13 protein-coding genes are annotated in these 14,852 nt (G+C 70.6%); 10 read left to right on the top strand and 3 right to left on the bottom strand.

All coding sequences use genetic code 11. The features are described 5' to 3' along the window. The 3 genes from FLV34_RS37335 to FLV34_RS37325 all read left to right on the top strand — a co-directional run. On the top strand, positions 1–582 hold a 582-nt coding region (locus tag FLV34_RS37335; RefSeq protein ID WP_315985227.1), incomplete at its 5' end, for a biotin/lipoyl-containing protein. 249 nt (positions 583–831) lie between these two features. Further along, the gene (locus tag FLV34_RS40965) at positions 832–2,223 is read left to right on the top strand and encodes a hypothetical protein (RefSeq protein ID WP_261986047.1); all 1,392 of its coding nucleotides are present in this window, start codon (positions 832–834) and stop codon (positions 2,221–2,223) included. A 367-nt stretch (positions 2,224–2,590) separates the two neighbouring features. Further along, a complete protein-coding gene (locus tag FLV34_RS37325; protein WP_147945378.1) occupies positions 2,591–3,877 on the top strand; it encodes a pentapeptide repeat-containing protein in 1,287 nt (428 codons plus the stop codon). A 95-nt stretch (positions 3,878–3,972) separates the two neighbouring features. On the opposite strand, the gene FLV34_RS37320 is transcribed toward FLV34_RS37325, so the two are convergent. Further along, on the bottom strand, positions 3,973–5,001 hold the full coding sequence (locus tag FLV34_RS37320) for an ROK family transcriptional regulator (RefSeq protein WP_142646536.1): 1,029 nt from the start codon (positions 4,999–5,001) through the stop codon (positions 3,973–3,975). A 46-nt stretch (positions 5,002–5,047) separates the two neighbouring features. Here FLV34_RS37320 and FLV34_RS37315 point away from each other — a divergent pair, with 46 nt between their 5' ends. Then, complete coding sequence (locus FLV34_RS37315; protein WP_147945377.1) at positions 5,048–6,217, top strand: MFS transporter; 1,170 nt, start codon at positions 5,048–5,050, stop codon at positions 6,215–6,217. A 17-nt stretch (positions 6,218–6,234) separates the two neighbouring features. On the opposite strand, the gene FLV34_RS37310 is transcribed toward FLV34_RS37315, so the two are convergent. Then, positions 6,235–7,626 (bottom strand): NAD(P)H-quinone dehydrogenase, encoded by a 1,392-nt coding sequence (locus tag FLV34_RS37310; protein ID WP_142646540.1) that lies wholly within the window; start codon positions 7,624–7,626, stop codon positions 6,235–6,237. Positions 7,627–7,764: 138 nt separating this feature from the next. Between FLV34_RS37310 and FLV34_RS37305 the strand changes: the two genes are divergently transcribed. The 3 genes from FLV34_RS37305 to FLV34_RS37295 are packed head-to-tail and all read left to right on the top strand — an operon-like array spanning position 7,765 to position 10,712. Continuing rightward, the gene (locus FLV34_RS37305) at positions 7,765–8,217 is read left to right on the top strand and encodes a gamma-glutamylcyclotransferase (RefSeq protein ID WP_142646542.1); all 453 of its coding nucleotides are present in this window, start codon (positions 7,765–7,767) and stop codon (positions 8,215–8,217) included. 29 nt (positions 8,218–8,246) lie between these two features. Beyond that, entirely contained in the window at positions 8,247–9,068 is an 822-nt protein-coding gene (locus tag FLV34_RS37300; RefSeq protein ID WP_142646544.1) for a purine-nucleoside phosphorylase, read from the top strand. A 9-nt stretch (positions 9,069–9,077) separates the two neighbouring features. Then, positions 9,078–10,712, top strand: a complete 1,635-nt coding sequence (locus tag FLV34_RS37295; RefSeq protein ID WP_147945376.1) for a phospho-sugar mutase — start codon at positions 9,078–9,080, stop codon at positions 10,710–10,712. Between the two features lie 99 nt (positions 10,713–10,811). Here FLV34_RS37295 and FLV34_RS37290 read toward each other — a convergent pair whose 3' ends face one another. Further along, on the bottom strand, positions 10,812–11,180 hold the full coding sequence (locus FLV34_RS37290) for an FtsX-like permease family protein (protein ID WP_147945375.1): 369 nt from the start codon (positions 11,178–11,180) through the stop codon (positions 10,812–10,814). Positions 11,181–11,277: 97 nt separating this feature from the next. Between FLV34_RS37290 and FLV34_RS37285 the strand changes: the two genes are divergently transcribed. The 3 genes from FLV34_RS37285 to FLV34_RS40960 all read left to right on the top strand — a co-directional run bounded on the left by FLV34_RS37285 (position 11,278) and on the right by FLV34_RS40960 (position 13,636). Beyond that, entirely contained in the window at positions 11,278–11,778 is a 501-nt protein-coding gene (locus tag FLV34_RS37285; RefSeq protein WP_222709767.1) for a helix-turn-helix domain-containing protein, read from the top strand. A 157-nt stretch (positions 11,779–11,935) separates the two neighbouring features. After that, on the top strand, positions 11,936–13,159 hold the full coding sequence (locus tag FLV34_RS37280; RefSeq protein WP_147945374.1) for an IS701 family transposase: 1,224 nt from the start codon (positions 11,936–11,938) through the stop codon (positions 13,157–13,159). Between the two features lie 339 nt (positions 13,160–13,498). Continuing rightward, positions 13,499–13,636 (top strand): hypothetical protein, encoded by a 138-nt coding sequence (locus FLV34_RS40960; protein WP_187280834.1) that lies wholly within the window; start codon positions 13,499–13,501, stop codon positions 13,634–13,636. The last annotated feature ends 1,216 nt before the right edge of the window (positions 13,637–14,852 follow it).

The raw sequence follows: 14,852 nt of genomic DNA, 5'->3' as shown, positions 1-14,852 counted from the left end.
CGCCGGGCCCTGGCCGAGTTCGAGATCGGCGGAATGCCGACCGTGGTGCCGTTCCACCGGGCCGTGGTGAACGACCCCGCCTTCACCGGCGAGCCGTTCTCCGTGCACACCCGGTGGATCGAGACCGAGTTCGACAACACGATCACGCCGTACGAGGGTGCCGTGGAGGCGGCCGAGCCCGCCGAGCGTGAACGGATCACCGTCGAGGTCGGCGGCAAGCGCCTGGAGGTCGTCCTGCCCGCCGGGCTGGGCCCGTCTGGATCGGGCTCCTGGGGATCGGGGTGGGGCGCGACCGGCTCCGGCCCGGCCAGGAAGGCCGCGCCCCGGCGGTCCGGCGGCGGTGCCAAGAAGGCCGCGGCGAGCGGCGACTCCCTCGTCAGCCCGATGCAGGGCACGATCGTGAAGGTCGTCGTCGCCGACGGCGACGCCGTCGAGCCCGGCGACACGATCGTCGTCCTGGAAGCCATGAAGATGGAGCAGCCGCTGACCGCACACAAGGGCGGCACGATCACCGGCCTCGCGGCCGCCGTCGGCCAGACGGTCACCGCCGGGGCCGTCCTCTGCGAGATCAAGGACGCCTGAGCCGGCCGGCCCTGGAGGCCTGCGGTCTCCCCTGGCGGGGGCTCACCGAGGGTGATCTTGGTGCCCCGCCGACAGCGATCTCATCGGGCGAACGCGGTCACGGCGGACGGTTCGGCGGCCGACGCCGCCGTCATTCACCGGCAAGAAGACGCATGCCGGCAGCCGGGTGCGGAACGATAGGTTTTTGTGGAGGAACCATCACGCCCTGCCGTTCGTCCTGTAGGGCGAAGGAGGCTTGAAGCCGTGACCATGAAGACACCGCTCGGCCGGGTGGGGGCCGCCCTTGCGGCGCTGCTCGCCGGGCTCATCACTCTGCTCGCTCTCGCGCCGTCCGCCATGGCGGCTGCTCCCCCGGACCCCGCCACGGTCCTGTCGTCCTGGAAGAACGCCAAAGACCCGCTGTTCGTCCAGAGTGGGTCTCCGCTCTCGTCGAGTCAGCAGAGCGAGATCCGCCAGGCGCTGAAGGACTCGAAGTCCAAGATCTACGTGGTCGCCATGCCCGACGGCACCGTGAGCACGAGCCAGGTGAGCACCTACATCCCGCAGTTGCTGTCCGAGCTCGACAAGGCGGGCCGGTCGAGCGCGACCGTGGCCCTCCTCGACGGCAACAGCCTCTTCGCGGGGTCGACCGAGCTGCCCAGGAACGCTCCGGGCGTGCTGGCCCGGCTGTCCACCAGCGCCAACAACGACGTGGTCACCGGCATGAAGGACTTCATCAACCGGGTGAACCTGGTGCGCGAGGGCGACGTCAATGGCGCCCGCGCCAAGGGCAGCACGGTCGGCGGCGGTGGCGGTTCGGGTGTGCTGCTGGGCATTCTGGGCATCGCGGTTGTCGGAGGTGCCGGTTTGTGGATCGTCGGACGCCGCAACAAGCGCAAGCGCGAGGAGCGCGAGGCCGCCGAGCTCGCCGCCGTCAAGCAGACGGTCGAGGAGGACGTCACGAAGTTCGGTGAGGAGATCACCGCGCTCGACATGGACGTCAGGATGCTCCCGCAGAGCGAGACGACCACCGACTGGCAGCGGGCCCTCGACTCCTACGAGCGGGCCAAGGTCGAGCTCGCCGCGATCAAGCGCCCGGAGGACCTGCGCACGGTGACCTCCACGCTGGAGGACGGCCGCTACGCGCTGGCCTGCGTCAAGGCGCGCGTGAACAACCAGCCGCTGCCCGAGCGGCTGCCCCCGTGCTTCTTCAACCCGCAGCACGGCCCGTCGGTGCGCAACGTCCGGTGGGCGCCCCCCGGCGGCGCGGTGCGCGACGTCCCCGCCTGCGCGGCGGACGCCGAGGCGGTGGAGCGCGGATTCGACCCGCAGATGCGCGAGGTCATGGTGGACGGCCACCGCAGGCCCTACTGGGACGCCGGTCCCGCCTACCAGCCCTACGCGTACGGCTACTACGGCGGCTTCGGCGGCGGCGACCTGCTGACCGGCATGCTCGTCGGCACCATGCTCGGCAACGCGTTCGGCGGCTGGGGCCACGGCGGATACGGCGCCGGGTACGACTCCGGCTACGCCGCGGGCGTGGAGGCCGGCGGCGGCGACTGGGGCGGTGGCGGCTTCGGCGGCGGCGACTGGGGCGGCGGCGGTGGCGATTGGGGCGGCGGCGACTTCGGCGGAGGGGACTTCGGCGGCGGCGACTGGTAACGCCTCAGCGCCTCCGGCACAGCGTGGCTTCCGGCACGCGCAGAAGCACCGCAGCGCTCCCAGCCACCGCAGAAGCGTGTGAGCGCCACCGCGACGGACACGGAAGCGCCCGGGCACCTCTGTGTCGGCACATCGCCTCAGCGCCTCCGGCACAGCACCCGAGCGCTTTCGATGGCAGAAGCGCTTGAGCGCTTGCGGTGGACACAGACGAGGGGCGGACCTGATGGTCCGCCCCTTCGTCGTATGCGGGCTCGGCCGGGTGGTGCACCATCCCGGGAAATACCGGGATGATGGCAGGTCAGCGGATTGCAAGTGGGATTAAAGACCGCGTGGGAGACTCGGGAGCGTTCCCCTCAGGAGGCCCCCCGTGCGTCGCTTCACCCCCCTGCCCGCCGCCGCGCTGCCCTTGTCACGGTTCTCGTCGCGGTCCCTGTCGCGGCTCCTGTCGCTCACGTTGCTCGCGTCTGTGTCACTCGCGTTCGTGGCACTCCCCGCGACCGCCGTGCACGCGGCCTCCGCTCCCTGCAAGCCGGGCAGCGGCGTCAAGCTTCGCGGCAAGGACCTCACCAGCGCCACGCTTCCGTACGCCATGCGGTGCGCCGACCTGACCGGCGCGAAGCTCGACGGGGTGGACCTCACGGGCAAGGACCTCACCGGAGCCATCCTGCGCAAGGCCTCGCTGAAGGAGGCCGATCTCGGTCAGGCGCGTCTCGACTATGCCGACCTGCGCGGCGCCGACTTCAGCGAGGCCGACCTGGGCCAGATGCAGGCCAAGCAGGCGAACCTGCGCGGGGCGATCCTCACCGACGCGGACGCCGTACAGGCCGAGTTTCCGCACTCCGACCTGACCGGCGCGGTCCTCACCCGAGCCGTGCTCACCCAGGCCAACCTCACCGACGCGAAACTCGTGGACGCCGACCTGAAGGACGCCACGCTCGGGCAGATCAAGGGCCGTACGGCCGACTTCACCCGGGCCAAGCTCGGCGAGGCCAAGCTCGGCCAGGCCCACATGGAGCACGCCGTGCTGCGGGACGCCGACCTGTCCGAGGCCGAGTTCACCCAGGCCGAGCTCGACGGCGCGGACTTCCACGGGGCGAACGTCGACAAGGCCTCCTTCATCCAGGCCGACGACGTGAACCTGACCGGGGCGAAGGGCACGCCGAAGGACCTGCCGGACGACGCCGTCGCACCGGGCTCCGCCGGGGAGGAACCGGTCGATGACGCCTCGCCGTCCACCTGGGACCAGGACGTGCCCCCGAACGCCGTACGCCCGAAGGGCCCGTCGCCCGCGCTCATCCTCGTCATCGTGTCCGGTCTCGGCCTGAGCCTGACGCTGATCATGTGGGGCGTCGCACACCGGCGCAGGGAGCGTTTCGTGGCCGAGATGGCGGTGGCCCGGCACGCCGCCGAGGAGGACGTGACCCGCTTCGGCGAGGAGATCGACGCCCTCGACTTCGAGATGAAGATCAACCAGGTCAGCGGGCCCACGCACGAGTGGCGGGCGGCGCTCGACGCGTACGAGGCGGCCAAGCAGGCGTTGCACGTCGCCCAGACGCCGTACGACCTGCAGGCGGCGGCCATGGCCATCGGGCGGGGGCGGCAGGCCCTGCATGAGGTCAGGTCACGGCTGTCCGCCACGGGCGGCAGCCACTGACCTCGGCAGGTTCACGAGCGGCTCACGGACGGCACCCGCTGACCACGGCAGGTTCACGAACACCTCACGGGCGGCACCCGCTGACCACGGCGCCGTCACGGGCGGCCCTGGCCGAAGACGGCGTCGCGGGCGATCGAGAGGGCGGTGGAGACCGCGCCCCGCAGCACGGGGTTGTCCGGGATGCCGCTCACGCGGACGTGTACGGGCACGGGCGAGACCTCGGCCAGCCGCTCGGTGACCAGGGCCGCCAGCGGCTCGCCGCCCGCCATGCTGGTGGCGCCGCCGAGGACGACGAGGCCGGGGTCGAGCACGGCCACGAGCGTGAAAGCGGCCGTCGTGACCCGGTCCGCCAGGGCCGGGAGGTCCAGTCCGCGTACGGCATCGGTGCCCAGCAGGGCGCACACCTCGATGTCGAGCCGGCCGAGGAAGCCGATCTCCCCGGCTCCTCCGGAGGCTCCCCGGCGGAGCCTGCCGTCCAGCACGACGGCCGCGCCGACGCCGTCGTCCAGCCAGAGCAGGACGAAGTCGTCCCGCCCGGCGGCCGCGCCGGTGGCGTGCTCGGCGACGGCGGCCAGGTTGACCTCGTTCTCCACGGTGACCGGCGCGTCGACCAGTGTGCGCAGGGCCGGGAGAAGCCCGGGCCGCCACGCGGGCTCGACGTTCCCGGCCGCGAGGTCTCCGGTCTGCGGATCGACCATCCCGGGCGCGCCGATGACGACGGCGTGCAGCGGGCGTGAGCCGGCCGCCTCGGTGAGCGCCTCCGCGACCAGCCCGGGGAGGTTCTCCCCCACGGGCCGCGTCGCCGTGCCCACGGTGGCGCCGGTGATGTCGGCGACCGTGACGTGGACCACGTCGCGCCGCACGTCCACCCCGCCCACGAAGGCCCGGTCGGCGACGATCCCGTAGAGGCGGGCGTTGGGACCGCGCCGGTCGCCGCCGCTCTCCCCGGTGACCCGGATCAGCCCGTTGACCTGCAGGCGTTCGATCAGGTCCGACACGGTCGGGCGGGACAGGCCGGTGAGCGCGCGAAGCTGGGGCGCCGTCAGCGGGCCCCGTTCCAGGAGCAGATCGAGCGCGAGCCGGTCGTTGATGGCCCGCGCGAGCTGGGGTGTCGCGGTCTTCACGGAAAAACCTCTTTTTATCAGGAACCCTGCCTGTTAATTTAGCCGTATGCGAGACAGACATCAACGGGCCACCGCCCTCGTCTTCGCCGTTCACGGCGCGGTGGCGGGCACCATCGCCACCCGCATGCCCTGGCTTCAGGACCACTTCGGCCTGGGCACGGCCGCTCTCGGGCTCGTCCTGCTCTGCCCGCCGATCGGCTCGTTCCTCACGATGCCGGTGACGGCCCGGCTGGCCTACCGGTTCGGGCCCAGGGCGACGACCCGGGTCCTGCTCGCCCTGTGGTGCGCCTCCCTGGCCCTCCCCGTGCTGGCGCCGGGCCCGCTGTGGCTGGTCCCCGTGTTCCTCACGTCCGGCGCCGCCGCCGGGATGTCCGACCTGGCCATGAACGCCCAGGGCGTGCTCGTCGAACGGCGGCTGGGCAGGTCGGTCATGTCCGGCCTGCACGGCATGTGGAGCGTCGGCAACCTGGCCGGCGCGGGCATCGGGGCCGTGGCGGCGCAGTCGGGCCTGGACGCGCGGGCGCACCTCGCCCTCATGGCGGCGGCGCTGGTCGTCCTGGGCGTGGTGGGCAGCCGCGCGCTCCTCGACGACGAGCCCGCGCCGGACGAGAAGCCGCCGAAGCGATTCGCGCTGCCGCCGAGGGCCGTCCTGCTGATCGGCCTGATCGGCTTCTTCGGCACCTTCGCCGAGCGGGCCAGCGGCCAGTGGGCGGCGATCTACCTCACGAACGTCGCGGGGGCGGGCGCGGGCCTCGCCGCGACCGGCTACGCCGTGTTCACCGCGTGCATGGTCACCGTGCGGCTCGGCGGAGACTTCGTGGTGCGCAGGCTCGGGCCGGTCCTGACCGTACGCGCCGGGGCGGTCACCGCCGTGATCGGTGGGGTGATCGTGGTCGCGTTCCGCACGCCCGCGCCGGTGATCGTGGGGTTCGCGTTGTTCGGCGCCGGTCTCGCCGTCGTCGTCCCGCTGGTGTTCGCGGCGGCGGGCCAGGTCGCCCGTACGCCTGCGGAGGGCGTCGCGGGGGTCGCCACGATCACCTGGATGTCGGGGCTCGTGGCACCCTCCGTCATCGGCTGGCTGGCGGCCACGTTCGCCTTCCCGTTCGCCTTCGCCCTGGTGACGTGCATGGTCGGGGCGATGATCCGGCCGGCGCGCGCGCTGCGCCCGCGCCCTGCCGCCGCCCGCGTCCCCGAGGGCGCGGCATGCGCCGACTGATCCGGCCTCGACAGAGGTCAGATGCCGGCGGTCTGCGGGGACATGAGACGGCGGGCCGCCTCGGTGATCGAGCCCGACAGCGACGGATAGACGGCGAAGGTGTGGGCGAGCTGGTCCACGGTCAGGCGGTGCTGCACGGCCACCGACACGGCCAGGATCAGCTCCGACGCCCGGGGCGCGACCACCACGCCGCCGAGCACGATGCCGGTGTTCGGGCGGCAGAACAGCTTCACGAAACCGTCGTTGAAGCCCTGCATCTTGGCCCGGGCGTTGGTGGCCAGCGGCAGCTTGACGACGTTCGCCTCGATCTCGCCCGCCTCGATCTGCCGCTGCGACACGCCCACGGCGGCGATCTCCGGGTCGGTGAAGATGTTGGCGGCGACGGTGGCCAGCCGGATCGGCTGCACGGCCTCGCCGAGCGCGTGCCAGACCGCGATCCTGCCCTGCATGGCGGCGACGGAGGCGAGCATCAGGACGCCGGTGCAGTCTCCCGCGGCGTACACGCCGGGCGCGGAGGTCCGCGACACCTTGTCGACCTCGATGAAGCCGTTGCGGTCGAGCCGCACGCCGTTGTCCTCGAGCCCGAGCCCGGAGGTGTTGGGCACCATGCCTACGGTCATGAGGCAGTGGCTGCCCTCGGCCGTACGGCCGTCCTCCAGGGTCACGACGACGCCGTGCTCGGTGCGCTTGACCGAGGCGGCGCGCGAACGGCCCATGACGTTCATGCCGCGGCGCCGGTAGACCCCTTCGAGCACCTCGGCCGCGTCGGCGTCCTCGTTGGGCATCATCCGGTCGCGCGAGGAGACCAGCGTGACCTCCGACCCGAGCGACCGGTAGGCGCCGGCGAACTCGGCGCCGGTGACGCCGGAGCCGACCACGATCAGGTGCTCGGGCAGCTCCTCCAGGTCGTACAGCTGGCGCCAGCTCAGGATGCGCTCGCCGTCGGGCTCGGCCCCGGGCAGCACGCGCGGGTGGGCGCCGGTCGCCACGATGACCACGTCGGCCCGGATCGTACGGTCCCCCGCGCGCACCACCTGGGGATCGACCAGCCGGCCCCGGGCGCGGATGACCTCGACGCCCTCGGCGGCCAGCCGGGCGGCGATGTCGTTCGACTGGGCGAGCGCGAGCTCCTTGACGCGCTTGTTCACGTCGATCATGTCCACGTGGACGCCGCCGGTCTCGTGGCCGGAGCCGCCGTCGAATCGGACACCCAGCGACGACGCGTCGAGAAGCGCCTGCTTGCGGACGGAGGAGGCGATCAGGGTCTTGGACGGCACGCAGTCGGTGAGCACGCACGCCCCGCCGGGGCCTTCCTCCTCCACGACGGTGACCTGGGCGCCCAGTTGCGCGGCGACCAGAGCCGCCTCGTATCCGCCGGGGCCGCCACCGATGATCACGATCCTTGTCACGTGCTCCATTGTCCCGCATCCTGATTACGTATTCCCGGCGAGGTACGCGTAACGGGCCGACTACGCGGATTTTCTCGCCGCATCCCCGTGCGCGCGTACCCGTCCAACTTTCGGGATCTTGGTTTAGGCTTGTGAGCCGTGCCTGTTTATGCGGCCTACGGCAGCAACATGGACCCCAAGCAGATGGCGGAGTGGGCTCCCCACTCGCCCATGCGAGGAACGGGCTGGCTCTCGGGCTGGCGGCTCACCTTCGGCGGCGAGGACGTCAGCTGGGAGGGCGCTCTCGCCACGATAGTCGAGGACGCCGACGAGCAGGTATTCGTCGTCCTGTACGACGTGCCGGAGTGGGACGAGGCGTCCCTCGACCGGTGGATGGGCACCGACCTCGGCCTCTACCGCAAGCTCCGGCTCCGGGTCGCGACCCTGGAGGGCGACGTGCTCGCCTGGTCGTACGTGCTGGACTCCTACGAGGGCGGGCTGCCGTCGGCGCGATACATCGGCATCCTGGCCGACGCCGCCGAGAAGGCGGGCGCACCCGACGACTACGTCGCGTGGCTGCGCACCCGCCCCTGCAAGAAGCTCGGCGACTGACACGAGCCCGGCACTTATCCGCCGGGTTCATGCACTTCTGTACCCTCAGCAAAGTGACCCCATATGACCTGGCGGCCGAGGCCGCGACCACGCTGAGGAACCTGACCGGCATCCCTTCCTTCGACGTCGCCCTCGTCATGGGCTCGGGCTGGGTCCCGGCCGCGGACGCGATCGGCGAGACGGTCATCGAGCTCGCGGTGACGAAACTGCCCGGGTTCTCGCCTCCCGCGGTCGCCGGTCACGCCGGAACGGTCCGCGCGGTGCGCACCGCCGCCGGGCTCAACGCCCTGATCTTCCTCGGGCGTACGCACCTCTATGAGGGCCGCGGGGTGGAGCCGGTGGTCCACGGGGTGCGCACGGCCGTCGCGGCCGGGGTGCGCACGGTGGTGCTGACCAACGCGGCGGGCGGGCTGCGGCCGGAGACCCAGAAGGTCGGCGACCCGGTCCTGATCAGCGACCACATCAACCTCACCGGCAGCAACCCGATCACGGGTGCGACGTTCATCGACCTCACCGAGGTCTACTCCAAGCGCCTGCGCGACCTCGCCCGCGCGGTCGACCCCACGCTGTCCGAGGGCGTGTACGTCGCCTTCCGCGGCCCGACGTACGAGACGCCCGCCGAGATCCGCATGCTGCGCACGCTCGGCGGCGACCTGGTGGGCATGTCCACCGTGCTGGAGGCGATCGCCGCCCGGGAGGCCGGGGCCGAGGTGCTCGGGATCTCCCTGGTCACCAACCCCGGCGCGGGCCTGGTGGGCGAGCCGCTCAACCACGAGGAGGTCCTGGAGGTCGGCCGGGCCACGGCCGCCCGCATGGGCGTCCTGCTCGCCCAGGTCGTCGACAAGCTGTAGGGGGTATCCATGTCCGATCTCGTACGGCTCGCCGAAGAGTGGCGCGACCAGGACCCCGACCCCGAGACGCGGGCCGAGCTCGACGCGATCCTGGAACGTGACGATCGGGCCGAGCTGGAGGCCCGCTTCGGCGCGAAGCTGGAGTTCGGCACGGCGGGCCTGCGCGGCGCGCTCGGAGCCGGGCCCAACCGGATGAACCGGGTCACCGTGATGCGGGCGGCCGCCGGCCTGGCCCGCGTCCTCGGGCCGGGACGCCACGTGGTGATCGGCTACGACGGGCGGCACAAGTCCGACGTGTTCGCCGCCGACACGGCCCGCGTGCTGACCGGGGCGGGCCTGCGCGCCTCGGTCATGGCCGGCAAGTGGCCCACCCCTGTGCTGGCGTTCGCCGTACGCCACCTGGGCGCGGACGCGGGCGTCATGGTCACCGCCTCGCACAACCCTCCCCAGGACAACGGCTACAAGGTCTACTGGGGCGACGGCGCGCAGATCGTGCCGCCGATCGACCGGGAGATCTCCGAGGCCATCGACGCGGTCGGCCGGGTGGACGCGCTGCCGTTGGGCGACGGCTGGCAGACCCTCGGGCACGACGACATCGTCGTGCCCTACCTGCGGGCCCTGACCACGCTCCCGATCGGCGACGCCCGCGAGATCTCGGTCGCGTACACGCCGCTGCACGGCGTCGGCGGCGCGACCGTGTCCGAGGCGTTCCGCGTGGCGGGCTTCGAGGTGCCGGTCATGGTGAGCCGGCAGGCGATGCCCGACCCCGATTTCCCCACCGTGGCATTCCCCAACCCGGAGGAACCGGGCGCCATGGACCTCGTGCTCGAACTCGCCGCCGCGACCCACGCCGACCTGGTGATCGCCAACGACCCGGACGCGGACCGCTGCGCCGTGGGCACGCCGCTGCCGGACGGCGGTTATCGCATGCTGACCGGCGACGAGGTGGGCGGCCTGCTGGCCGAGCACGTGCTGCGGCACACCTCGGGCGGCGACCGGCTGGTCGCCACGTCGATCGTGTCGTCGTCGCTGCTCGCCAAGATCGCCGCCGCCCACGGCGTGCGGCACGCCGAGACGCTGACCGGCTTCAAGTGGATCATGAAGTCGGGCCCGGGGCTGGTCTTCGGCTACGAGGAGGCGCTGGGCTACAGCGTGGGCTCGGACGCCGGGCTGCCGGTCCACGACAAGGACGGCGTGGGCGCCGCCCTCACCGTGGCCGGGATGGCCGCCATGGCCAAGCGTGACGGCAGGTCGCTGCTCGACCTGCTGGACGACCAGGCCCGCCGCTATGGCCTCCACGCGACCACCCAGCTCTCCGTCCGGGTCGAGGACCTGTCGCTGATCGCCAAGGCCATCGAGCGCCTCCGTACGCACCCACCCGTGCACCTGGCGGGCCGTACGGTGGAGTCGGCCGAGGACCTGTCCCAGGGGGTGGCGGGACTGCCGCCGACCGAGGGGCTGCGCTACCGCCTGTCGGGCGACGCCCGGATCGTCGTACGGCCCAGCGGCACCGAGCCGAAGCTCAAGTGCTACCTGGAGGTCGTCGTGCCGGTCGAGGGCGACGACGTCGCAGCCGCCCGGGCGCGGGCCGCGCGGGACCTGGAGGACCTGAAGAAGGACCTCTCCCTCGCCCTCGGTCTGTGACCCGTCCGAAGACGCAGTTCCCGGCCGGTGGCGTGCCACCGGCCGGAAACACGGACCCGCCGGGGGCCACACCGGCTACTGGCGGGCCGCGACGGCCTCCTACTGGCGGGCGCCCACGGCTTCGGCCGGGCGGGCGCGCAGAGCGAGACGCGCGGGGAGGCTCGTGGCGACCAGGGCGAGCGCGGCCACCGCGGCGATCACCAGTGCGTAGCCGGCCGGCGGGATGTACGACAGGGCCGACCCGGTCATGCCCCTGCCGAAGGCCGACAGCGTGACCAGCGTGATGCCGGTCCCGGCGAACACGGAGACGATCAGCGCGGTCAGGGTCTCCAGGCGGAGCATGCGCAGCACCTGCCGCCGGGTCGCGCCGACCAGGCGCAGCAGGGCGAGCTCGCGCGACCGGTCCGTGGTGGACATCGCCAGCGTGTTGACCACGGCGATCGCGCTGAACGCGATGATCAGGCCCATGGCCACCTAGTGGCCCATCACCGAACCTCGGTCGGGTAATTGATCTCGGTGGGTGTACCCGTCAGGCTGGCTGCCTCTGCGATGTTGGGAGGTGGTCGTGGCTCGCCGACCGGAGGTGTTCGTCCGGCCGTTGACGATGGAGGAAGGCCGCAGACTGCAGCGGATCACCAGGACCGCGAAGGATCCGGTGAAGCTGCGGCGCGCGATCGTGGTGATGATGTCCGGCCAGGGTCAATCGGTCCCGGACATCACCTCGTTGATGCAGGTCAGCGACGGCTACGTCCGTGATGTCATCCACGCTTTCAACGAGCGGGGGTTTGAGGCGCTGGACCCAAAATGGAGCGGGGACCATCCGCGAGCGATCAGTGAGCGGGTGCGTAAGCACATCTGCCTGATCGCCACGACGGTCCCCGCCGAATGGGGTATCAGCGGGCAGTCCACCTGGAGCCTGCGCACGCTGGCCGAGCACCTCATCACGCGCGGGGTGGCGGCGGCGATCAGCCGCGAGCACCTGAGGCGGATCCTGCGCGCGGGCGGGGTGAGCTGGCAGACCACCACGACGTGGAAAGCCTCCACCGACCCCGACTTCATCGCCTAGTACTCCAGTGACACTTCGCGATCTTCGCGGTTGAGGTGGCATGGGAACGGCCACCACGTGATCATTCGGAGTTTGTGAAGACATCTGAAGATCGCGTGATGGCCGTGGCCGACAGCGTAGACCCCGACCGCTGGATCGTCACCCTCAATGAGCTCTGATGACGCGGATCGCGCACCGGTTCGGCCGCATCGAGCCACGTCGCGCGGCGAACGCCTACGTCCGGGGCCTGTTGTCCGGCGTCGAGCGGAAGAACTGCTGGAACCTGGCCGAACACGCCGGGCTGAACGGCCCGCAGACCATGCAGCGCCTGCTGCGCACCGCGCGCTGGGACGCCGAGGCCGTCCGCGACGACGTCCGCGGCTACGTGAGCGAGCACCTCGGCGCGGGCGGTGTCCTGATCGTGGATGAGACCGGCTTCCTCAAAAAGGGCCTCCGATCGGCCGGCGTGCAACGCCAGTACACCGGTACCGCCGGCCGGATCGAAAACAGCCAGGTCGGCGTGTTCTTGGCCTATGCCACCCCGCGCGGCCGCGCCTTGATCGATCGCCGTCTGTACCTGCCCGAGCACTCCTGGCGGGCCGACCAGTCCCGCTGCCGCTCCGCCGGCGTCCCGGACGAGATCGCCTTCGCCACCAAACCCGCCCTGGCCGCGCAGATGATCGCCGCCGCGTTGGACGCCGGGATCGACGCACCCTGGGTGACCGGCGATGAGGTCTACGGCCAAGATCCGCGCCTGCGCGCCCTGCTGGAAGCGCGGCAGGTGGGGTATGTGCTGGTGATCGCGGGCACGGCCCGCATCCGGTGCGAGGGCCTCGACTGGAAGGCCGCCCAGATCGCCGCGCACGTCCCAGATGGGCACTGGCACCGCTACAGCGCCGGGCGTGGCGCCAAGGGACACCGCTGGTACGCCTGGGCCTGGACCCGCATCGACACCCACCGGCCCGGTCACCGGTGGCTGCTGATCCGCCGCAATCCGGTCACCGGGGAACTGGCTTTCTACCGCTGCTACGCACCCACCCCGATGCCGCTGGCCGCCCTGGTGCGCATCGCCGGCATCCGATGGACGGTGGAGGAGTCCTTCCAGGCCGCCAAAGGCCAGGTCGGGCTGGACCACTACCAGGTCCGCAGTTGGGACGGCTGGCACCGCCACATCACGTTGGCGATGCTCGCCCTGGCCTTCCTCGCGGCCCTGGCCGCCTCCCAGCCCGACGACGACCACGCGCATCTGCCCTTGACCATGCCCGAGATCCGCCGCCTACTGGCCGCCCTCACCCTTACCCGACACCGCCGCACCGAGGAGATCCTGCACTGGTCACACTGGCGACGCCGCCATCAAGCCACCGCCCGCCGATGCCACTACCAGCGCAGATCCCACCCATGATCTCAATGTGTCACTGGAGTACTAGATGCAACGCGTCCTTCAGTTATACGATCACCCGCCCGCTGATGGGCGGGTGATCTGCCTGGATGAGTTCGGGCCGTTGAACCTGATGCCGCGCCGGGGCAAGCGATGGCGTCCGGCGAGGTCGCCAGCCCGGCTGCGGGCCACCTACAACCGCTACAACGGCGTCATGCACATGATCGCTGCGCTCGACCTGGCGAGTTCGAGGAGCGGCCCCGGTACCCCGAACCGCCGGCTGTTCTCGCGAACGGCGCGAAGGTACTCCAGTACACCCATAAGGAGGACCCGCAGCCGGAGCAGCACGCGTGGGGTTAGGCCATGTGGAGCACCGAGAACATCACCGTGTCCATGCCGTACGCGGTATGGCGGGTCTGCTATCGCGACGGGCTGTGGCATGCGACGGGCGGGATCTACTGCGCTTCGTACGAGCGGGCGCTGATCCGCTACCAGGAATGAATCGCGGACTGAGTATCAGCAAAATCTGCTGACATGCACAGAACAGCCCCCGGCAGTGATGCCGGGGGCTTTACCGTAGTCCCGCCAATGAACGGAGAAGCTAATGCGCGTACTTCGGGATCTCATAGTTGCGGCCGTTCTGGTCGTAATTTTAGCAATCGCCGCATTTGATGAATGGGTCGCGTTCGTCCCGTCCCGACCTCGAGCGCTTACCTCTACGCCGCCCCCCATCCCCACGGATGAACCGGCACCCACTCCGGCAGATGAACCGCCCCTAATCCCTACACAAGCACCATCCCCGCCCATTGCGCACGTACCGTCACGAGCCTTCACTAAGAAACCAGCCCTCGCGCCTTTCAAGCTTATCGGGGCAATTCGGCTTCCCGCCAGCGAAGCAGTCAACATCGACCTGGCTAAAGAGGTTCAGGAATGCACCATGGGTGCGGGCTATGAAGACATCCACGCGGGCACTCAGGTCATCGTTACCGACCAATCGGGAGAAATAATCTCCCTTAGCAAACTCACTGTAGGGGCTCTAGTGCTGAATGGAGACGAACCAATATCCGAGCAGCCCTGTAGTTTTCTATTCATTGCCACGGTCCCGAGTGGACGCACGGCGTACGGCATCGAGGTCGCTCATCGTGGCAAGGTGTTTTACACCGAGAAAGACCTGCGGTCCTCGGCGGCGGTCCTCAACCTAGGCTTTCCCGAAGAGAGGAGCGGGTAGCGATGGGGAAACTCACCGCTCAGCACATGGCAGTCCTGGACGGGCGCTCCGGATGTACATAGGACGGCCAGGCGGAAGCGGAGCAGCACTTACAAGCTGGCCAGGAAGCGCCTCGATCTCACCACGCAGACGAGGGCTGGGCCACCTGCGGCAGGCGGAGGGCCGCCTAGCTTACGTGGAGCCCGCCGAGGAGTTGCGCCGAGAACTCATGACCTGGCAACTGAACAACGACATTCCGATCGCGAAGGGAAGGGAATCGTGGCAGTTTGGCAAATCACGAAGAGGATATTCTTCGTCACTGTGGCCCTGTTCTGGATCGGCACTTTGGTCGCCAAGGTCCTGCGGGCATTCGGATACACAGGCTGAGGCCGCCCGTGCTGGTGCCGCTAGCCTCGATCTTTCACGTTCATCAGGTCGCTGGCTGAGCGGTTCGGCTGGAGTGTGAAATCGCGGTCGTGGTCAGCCTGGTGGCCCGGCTGTCGCGCCGGG

Origin of the sequence: Microbispora sp. CSR-4, assembly GCF_008033685.1 — a bacterium.
In the GTDB taxonomy this organism is placed as follows: domain Bacteria; phylum Actinomycetota; class Actinomycetes; order Streptosporangiales; family Streptosporangiaceae; genus Microbispora.
The sequence above is the reverse complement of the archived record's forward strand: the minus strand, read 5'-3'. Positions and strand labels throughout refer to the sequence as shown.

Bases quoted from the DNA above. Each gene is read 5' to 3' on its own strand.
- FLV34_RS40960 (WP_187280834.1), top strand. From the start codon at position 13,499: ATGTGGAGCACCGAGAACATCACCGTGTCCATGCCGTACGCGGTATGG.
- FLV34_RS37315 (WP_147945377.1), top strand. From the start codon at position 5,048: ATGCGAGACAGACATCAACGGGCCACCGCCCTCGTCTTCGCCGTTCAC.
- FLV34_RS37295 (WP_147945376.1), top strand. From the start codon at position 9,078: ATGTCCGATCTCGTACGGCTCGCCGAAGAGTGGCGCGACCAGGACCCC.
- FLV34_RS37300 (WP_142646544.1), top strand. From the start codon at position 8,247: ATGCACTTCTGTACCCTCAGCAAAGTGACCCCATATGACCTGGCGGCC.
- FLV34_RS37280 (WP_147945374.1), top strand. From the start codon at position 11,936: ATGACGCGGATCGCGCACCGGTTCGGCCGCATCGAGCCACGTCGCGCG.
- FLV34_RS37290 (WP_147945375.1), bottom strand. From the start codon at position 11,180: ATGGGCCTGATCATCGCGTTCAGCGCGATCGCCGTGGTCAACACGCTG.
- FLV34_RS40965 (WP_261986047.1), top strand. From the start codon at position 832: ATGAAGACACCGCTCGGCCGGGTGGGGGCCGCCCTTGCGGCGCTGCTC.